A 6,387-nucleotide genomic window follows, 5' to 3' on the forward strand; every position below is an offset into this window, starting at 1 on the left:
CGTCGGCTGGCCTTTGATCCGGCACCAACGCCCGCGCAACTCGACCTTGCCTGCCGTCAACGCTTCTGCGGCACCGGTCAGGTTGAGGTAACGTCGCCCGGCAACCCCGCGCTCGAACACCTGTCGGTCCGGCGAATCCAGGCCCAGTATCTCTACCGTTGGGTCCACGAAGCGCCCGAGCCACGAACGCTTCAACTCGATACCGACAATCAGGGTTTCATCAACGCCCAGCGGAGAATCCAGCACCAGTCGCCCCGCCTCCAGACGCAGGCCCGGTTGCTCGCTACCCGTCGGGAAAGCGTACTCATAGTCGTCTTTGGGCGAGTAGAACAAGTGATCGGCAAACCACGCCTCATGGGCCGCCCACAGCACGACCGCCAGCACCAACGGCAACCACCAGGCCACCAGCACACCGGCCGCGATCAACACCAACAGGCCGATCAACAGGGCGATACGCTTATTGCGTCGATGGCGCTTGAGCAGTTGCTGTTTGCGGCTCATACGCTGAACACCGGCACCGGGTTGCACCAGCGCTCCTTGTATTCGCGGTCGGAACGCCCGAAGGAGAAGCGCAGCGCCTTGTTGGCTGCCCGCGCCTGCTCCCAGGCACTTTGGGTATTGAGAAAGCTCAGCACGCTACCAGGGCTGAATGCGCGGGTCTCAGGGTCGACACCACCGTTGACGTACTCGGCGCTGAACCACTCAGTGGACTCCACTTGATACACCAACTGCACGGCAATCGGGGCGTCATTGAGAAACAGCACCGAGCCGAACAGAAACTCCTTGAGCAGCTCCAGCACCTCGGCCAGGCGTGCTGCTCCGGCGGCCGGAAAACCCCAGCGGCGCTGGAACAAATCGCAATAAATCGCCGCCAACTCCACGCTGGAGAACTCACTCACCGCCCGCACCACACCGCCCGCCTCTTCCAGCAACCGCAACTCACGGCGCTGGTTATAGCGAAACTTCTTCGACAGTTCTTCAGGGGTGCGCGCCATGGCCAATTGCTCGGCCTGGGGCCTGAGGGTACTGACACGCCCCTCGTTCAGCGCCGACAGGTAACGTGCACGGTGACGCAAGGGGGCCTGCGCCTCGGCAGCAACCGGCAAGATGATCTCGGCATTGCCCAGGTCAAACAGGCCTTTCTTGCCATTGCGCTTGAGCACGTCCTTGGACAAGGCCAGGTCGCGCCCCCAAGCGGCAATCGCCCCCTTGAGTTCGCCATCCTGCTCCCAGCCCAGGTAACGCACGGGAATCTGCGCCAGCTCGGCCAAGCGCTCGATCACCTGTGGATGAGTCGCCACGCTGCCGCCGTAACGCTGCCAGGCCTGGGCGTAAACCTCGGCCTCGACAGGCGCCCAGCCACGTTCACGCCAACCCTGGAAGCGGTTCAGCATTTAGACCACAGCGTCATAAGGGTCCACGCCGTCCTTGACCACCAGGATGTCTTCCATGATCAGGTACTGCAGGTCCGAGCCGAAGAACATGTTCAGCGCGTCGGTCGGCGAGCAGATCATCGCTTCGCCACGACGGTTGAGCGAGGTGTTCAGCGACACGCCGTTGCCAGTCAGTACTTCCAGCTCTTTCATCATGTCGTAGTAGCGCGGGTTGTACTCGCGCTTGAGCACTTGGGCGCGGGAAGTGCCATCTTCATGGACCACTTCCGGCACACGGGTCTTCCACTCTTCCGCCACTTCAAAAGTGAAGGTCATGAACGGTGCCGGATGATCGACCTTGATCATTTGTGGAGCGACGGTGTCGAGCATCGACGGGCAGAAAGGCCTCCAGCGCTCGCGGAACTTGATCTGGTGGTTGATGCGGTCAGCCACACCAGTGGCGCTTGGGCAACCGATGATCGAACGACCGCCCAGGGCACGCGGACCGAACTCCATACGACCCTGGAACCAGGCGACCGGGTTGCCGTCGACCATAATCTTGGCAATGCGCTTGGGCATGTTCTCGATCTTGCGCCAGTTCGGCTTGCTCTCGTGCTTGGCGCACGCCGCGATCACGTCTTCGTTGCTGTAGGACGGACCGAGGTAGACGTGTTCCATCTTCTCGACCGGTACACCACGGGCGTGGGACACATAGGCGGCCGCGCCCACCGCGGTACCGGCATCGCCGGACGCCGGCTGTACGAACAGCTCTTTCACGTCGTCGCGGGCGATGATCTTCTGGTTCAGCTTCACGTTCAGCGCACAGCCGCCAGCGAAGGCCAGCTTGCCGGTGTCCTTGAGGATGTCGCCCAAGTAGTGGTCGATCATCTGCAGGGCCAATTTCTCGAACAGCGCTTGCATGCTGGCGGCGTAGTGGATGTACGGCTCGTCGGCGATGTCGCCTTCGCGTTTCGGGCCCAGCCACTCAATCAGTTTTGGCGAGAAGTAGAAACCCTTGCCCTTCTCTTTGTAGCGACGCAGGCCAATGACGTTCGCGTAGTCAGTGTTGATCACCAACTCGCCGTTCTCAAAGGAGGCCAGGCGCGAGAAATCGTACTTGCTGGCGTCGCCATACGGCGCCATGCCCATGACCTTGAACTCACCGTCGAGCATCTCGAAACCGAGGAACTCGGTGATTGCGCCGTACAGGCCGCCCAGGGAGTCCGGATCGTAGAATTCCTTGATCTTGTGGATCTTGCCGTTTTCGCCGTAGCCGAAGAATGTGGTGGCGTACTCGCCCTTGCCGTCGATGCCGAGGATCGCGGTTTTCTCTTGGAAACCGGAGCAGTGATAGGCGCTGGAAGCGTGGGCCAGGTGGTGTTCAACCGGTTCGATCTTGATTTTCTTCGGATCGAAGCCCAGTTGCTCCAGGCACCAGACGATCTTGTTGCGATAGCGCTTGTAGCGACGGTTGCCCATCAGGATCGCGTCGAGGGCGCGGTCCGGGGCGTACCAGTAACGCTTGGCGAAGTGCCAGCGCGCCTCGCCGAACAGGCTGATCGGGGCGAAAGGGATCGCCACTACGTCAACGTCGGAAGGCTTGATGCCGGCCTGTTCCAGGCAGAACTTCGCCGACTCGTAAGGCATGCGGTTCTTTGCATGTTTGTCGCGTACGAAACGCTCTTCTTCGGCGGCCGCGATCAGCTTGCCGTCGATATACAAGGCTGCGGAAGGATCATGGCTAAGGGCGCCGGACAGGCCAAGAATCGTCAATGCCACAGGGGTCTAGCCTCTTTTAGTCTGCATGCAGGCGGGTTGCGCCTGAAAAAAGTGTGCCTCCCGCCTGGGCAGGAAACAGCTAAAGGGCGGGATTATAGCGTAAAAGCAGTGGGAAGCTGTTAGCGGCAAGCGCCAAGAGGGTCAGCGATAGATCTCGATGCTGCCGTCCTTGTTCTGACGGTAGATCGTGTAGGGCAACACCAATGTATCCATCACGCCCGAGGCGACCGCCTCGATGGCGATGATAGGAAATGCGTTACCCGCTGAGTTCGACAGGTGGCTGCCGTTCAAGCCTTTTTCAGGCTGGGGTTCACCATTGAGCGTACAAAAGCCATAGATCACACCGCTGTAGACCCGCGGTACATTTTCACAATGGCTGCGCGAGTCCTTGAGGTTCTGGCTGGCCACGGCGTCGGGACGAAAGACCGTATTGATCGTTCCGCACCCCGAGAGAACCAGCAAGGTGGCGACAAGCAGCGTTCTGGGTCCATGACTCATGGAACCTCCTTTTATTTGGCAGGGTGAAATCGAGCTCACCCCGACTATATCCTTTGCTCACGAACCGCTTGGCCGCCAGTAAATCCCCATATTGCCCAGCACGCTTTGCTGGTAAATCGTATAAGGGAGCACCACGGTATCAACAATACCCGAGGCCGTCATGTCCACCAGCACCAAAGGCACCAGAACGCCCGTCATGTCCGGCGGGGCATTCAGCATGCAAAAATCAAACGCCAAACCACTGTAGACACGGGGAATGGACTGACAATAGGTCTTTTGTTTGCGCAACTCACGGGTTGCCGCCACATCATCACGCAATACGGTATTCAGTGTTCCGCAACCGCTTAATACAAACGTAGCGATGCTTACTGCAGCAGTGACTTTCAAGGTCATGACCAGCCCTCTCGAATGAGCCGCCACGCTAGCATCGGCACGATGTCCGACCTACCTCATGCACACCGACGTGTAGCGTGAGAAAAATCCGAAATGGTAAAAAGCTGTTGAGCCATTAAACTCGCGCCCTTTTGCGCGTTTACATCTTAAGCGCCACGAACTTCGGCAGACTCATGCACAGCGTTTCCCGCTTCACCCTATTACTGCCCGGCCTCTTCGCCTTGTGCGACGTGGCACTGGCTGAAGACACTGCGCTGGTGCTCGACCCCAGCGTGGTCACTGGCTCACGCAGCGCTAGCCCGACGTTCGATCTGCCCTACTCGGTGGATAGCATCAGCCGCGAGCAGATCAGCGACGGCCAACTCGGCATCAACGCCTCCGAAGCCCTGTCCCGCGTGCCGGGCCTGGTGGTGCAGAATCGCCAGAATTATGCCCAGGACTTGCAGATTTCCTCTCGCGGCTTCGGCGCGCGTTCGGCATTTGGCGTGCGCGGTATCAAGCTGATTGCCGATGGTATTCCCGCCAGCACCCCGGACGGCCAGGGGCAGGCGGCCACCTTCAACCTCGACACCGCCGAACGCATTGAAGTGCTACGCGGCCCGGCAGCCACGCTGTACGGCAGCAATGCTGGCGGGGTGATCCAGATGTTCTCCCGCGACGGCGAAGGCCCACCGCGCATCGGCGCCGAAACCCTGGTGGGCAGCGATGGAATGAGCAAGAACCACCTCACCGCCGAAGGCGCTGCCAATGGCGCGGGCTTCGTGCTCGATGCTTCGCGCATGGACACCGATGGCTACCGCGACCACAGCAGCGCCCGTCGCGACCAGACCTTCGCCAAGCTCAACGTCGAGCCGGATGACGACAGCAAGCTGGCGCTGATCTACAGCAGCCTGGAGCAGAACGGCACGCAGGACCCGCTGGGGCAGACCTGGGCGGCGTACAAGGCAGACCCGCGCTCGGTCGCTCCCGCCGCGCTGCAGTACAACACGCGGAAAAGTATCGATCACCAGCAATTGGGCATGAATTACGAACGGTATTTCGGCGATGCGACGCTGCAGGTGAATGCATACACGGGGCGCCGGAGCGTGATTCAGTACCTGTCGATCCCCGATAAATTTGCCAGCGGCGCTCCTAACCCAGCAAACGCCCGTGGCGGTGTGGTCGCCTTCGACCGCAAGTTCTACGGCGGCTCCATCCACTGGCTGCAACCCATCACCAGCGCGCCCGGCGACCTCACCCTGATCACCGGCCTGGACTACGACCGCAGCCAGGATGATCGCCAGGGCTACTCCAATACGCTCAACGGTGTACACGGTGCCAAAGGCGCCCTGGGCCGCGATGAAATCGACACCGCCACCAGCCTCGACCCGTTCGTGCAAGCCAATTGGCTGCTGGGCGACTGGACCCTGCAAGCCGGCCTGCGTCACAGCACCATGAAGATGGACGTGGACGACCACTTCCTCAGCGACGGCAATGACAGCGGCAGCAAGACCTACCAGAAGAACACACCCTCGGTCAGCGTGATGTACGCGTTCACGCCTGACTTGCACGGTTATGTGAGCGCCGGCAAAGGTTTCGAGACACCGACCCAGGCGGAATCGGCGTACTCCAGCACCTCGAATGGCTTCAACTTCGCGCTCAAGCCGTCAGTCAGCACACAGTATGAAATGGGCCTGAAAGCCCGCATCGGCCAGGACACCCGCGTCAACGCCGCCGTGTTCCAGATCACTACCGAAGACGAGTTGGTGGTACAGCAATCCAGCGGTGGCCGCACCACTTACCAGAACGCCGGACGCACCCTGCGCCGTGGTTTTGAACTGGGCCTGGAAAGCCAACTCAGCGAACACTGGAGCACCAACCTCGCCTACACCCGCCTGCAAGCCACTTACGACAGCGACTTCGTCAGCGGCGGCAGCACGACAATCGACAAAGGCAACTACCTCCCCGGCGTGCCGCAAACCACGCTGTTCGCCGAGCTGAACTGGAAGCCTCGCGACTGGGTCAGCACCGCCGTCGAAGGCATGTACCGCAGCAAGGTCTACGTCGAAGACACCAACCAGCAACATGCAGCACCGGGCTACAGCGTGTTCAACTGGCGCGCACGGTTCGAGCAGAAGGTAGAACACTGGACCTTTCACCAGACATTGCGCCTGGATAACTTGTTGGATCGCCAGTACGTCGGCTCGGTGATTGTGGGTGACGGCAACGGCCGCTATTACGAAGCAGCCCCTGGCCGTTCGTGGTATGCGGGCGCCGGTGCCGAATACCAGTTCTAACCCCCCCACTTGCCCCGCGCTGGGCTGCGCAGCCGCCCCAATAAGGCCGCCGCGTTGTGTCAGGTAGA

The 6,387-nt window shown here is 60.7% G+C and carries 5 protein-coding genes and 1 pseudogene; 1 reads left to right on the top strand and 5 read right to left on the bottom strand.

Going from position 1 to position 6,387, the window contains the following annotated elements; translation table 11 throughout:
• The 5 genes and pseudogenes from ACRESD_RS13745 to ACRESD_RS13765 form a co-directional block, all read right to left on the bottom strand.
• Positions 1–501: pseudogene (locus ACRESD_RS13745) on the bottom strand (PIG-L family deacetylase); the annotation flags it as partial.
• A complete protein-coding gene (locus ACRESD_RS13750; RefSeq protein ID WP_431751403.1) occupies positions 498–1,394 on the bottom strand; it encodes a GNAT family N-acetyltransferase in 897 nt (298 codons plus the stop codon). The pseudogene ACRESD_RS13745 and the gene ACRESD_RS13750, both read right to left, overlap by 4 nt.
• Positions 1,395–3,152, bottom strand: a complete 1,758-nt coding sequence (locus ACRESD_RS13755) for a carbamoyltransferase family protein (protein WP_431751404.1) — start codon at positions 3,150–3,152, stop codon at positions 1,395–1,397.
• A gap of 141 nt (positions 3,153–3,293) precedes the next feature.
• The gene (locus tag ACRESD_RS13760; protein ID WP_431751405.1) at positions 3,294–3,650 is read right to left on the bottom strand and encodes a YceK/YidQ family lipoprotein; all 357 of its coding nucleotides are present in this window, start codon (positions 3,648–3,650) and stop codon (positions 3,294–3,296) included.
• A gap of 57 nt (positions 3,651–3,707) precedes the next feature.
• Positions 3,708–4,043 carry a YceK/YidQ family lipoprotein gene (locus ACRESD_RS13765; RefSeq protein ID WP_431751406.1) on the bottom strand — a complete coding sequence of 112 codons (336 nt, stop codon included), beginning with the start codon at positions 4,041–4,043 and terminating at the stop codon, positions 3,708–3,710.
• 173 nt (positions 4,044–4,216) lie between these two features.
• Between ACRESD_RS13765 and ACRESD_RS13770 the strand changes: the two genes are divergently transcribed.
• On the top strand, positions 4,217–6,319 hold the full coding sequence (locus tag ACRESD_RS13770; protein ID WP_431751407.1) for a TonB-dependent receptor family protein: 2,103 nt from the start codon (positions 4,217–4,219) through the stop codon (positions 6,317–6,319).
• Positions 6,320–6,387: the final 68 nt, after the last annotated feature.

The sequence above is a fragment of the Pseudomonas sp. genome, from assembly GCF_050739995.1.
In the GTDB taxonomy this organism is placed as follows: domain Bacteria; phylum Pseudomonadota; class Gammaproteobacteria; order Pseudomonadales; family Pseudomonadaceae; genus Aquipseudomonas.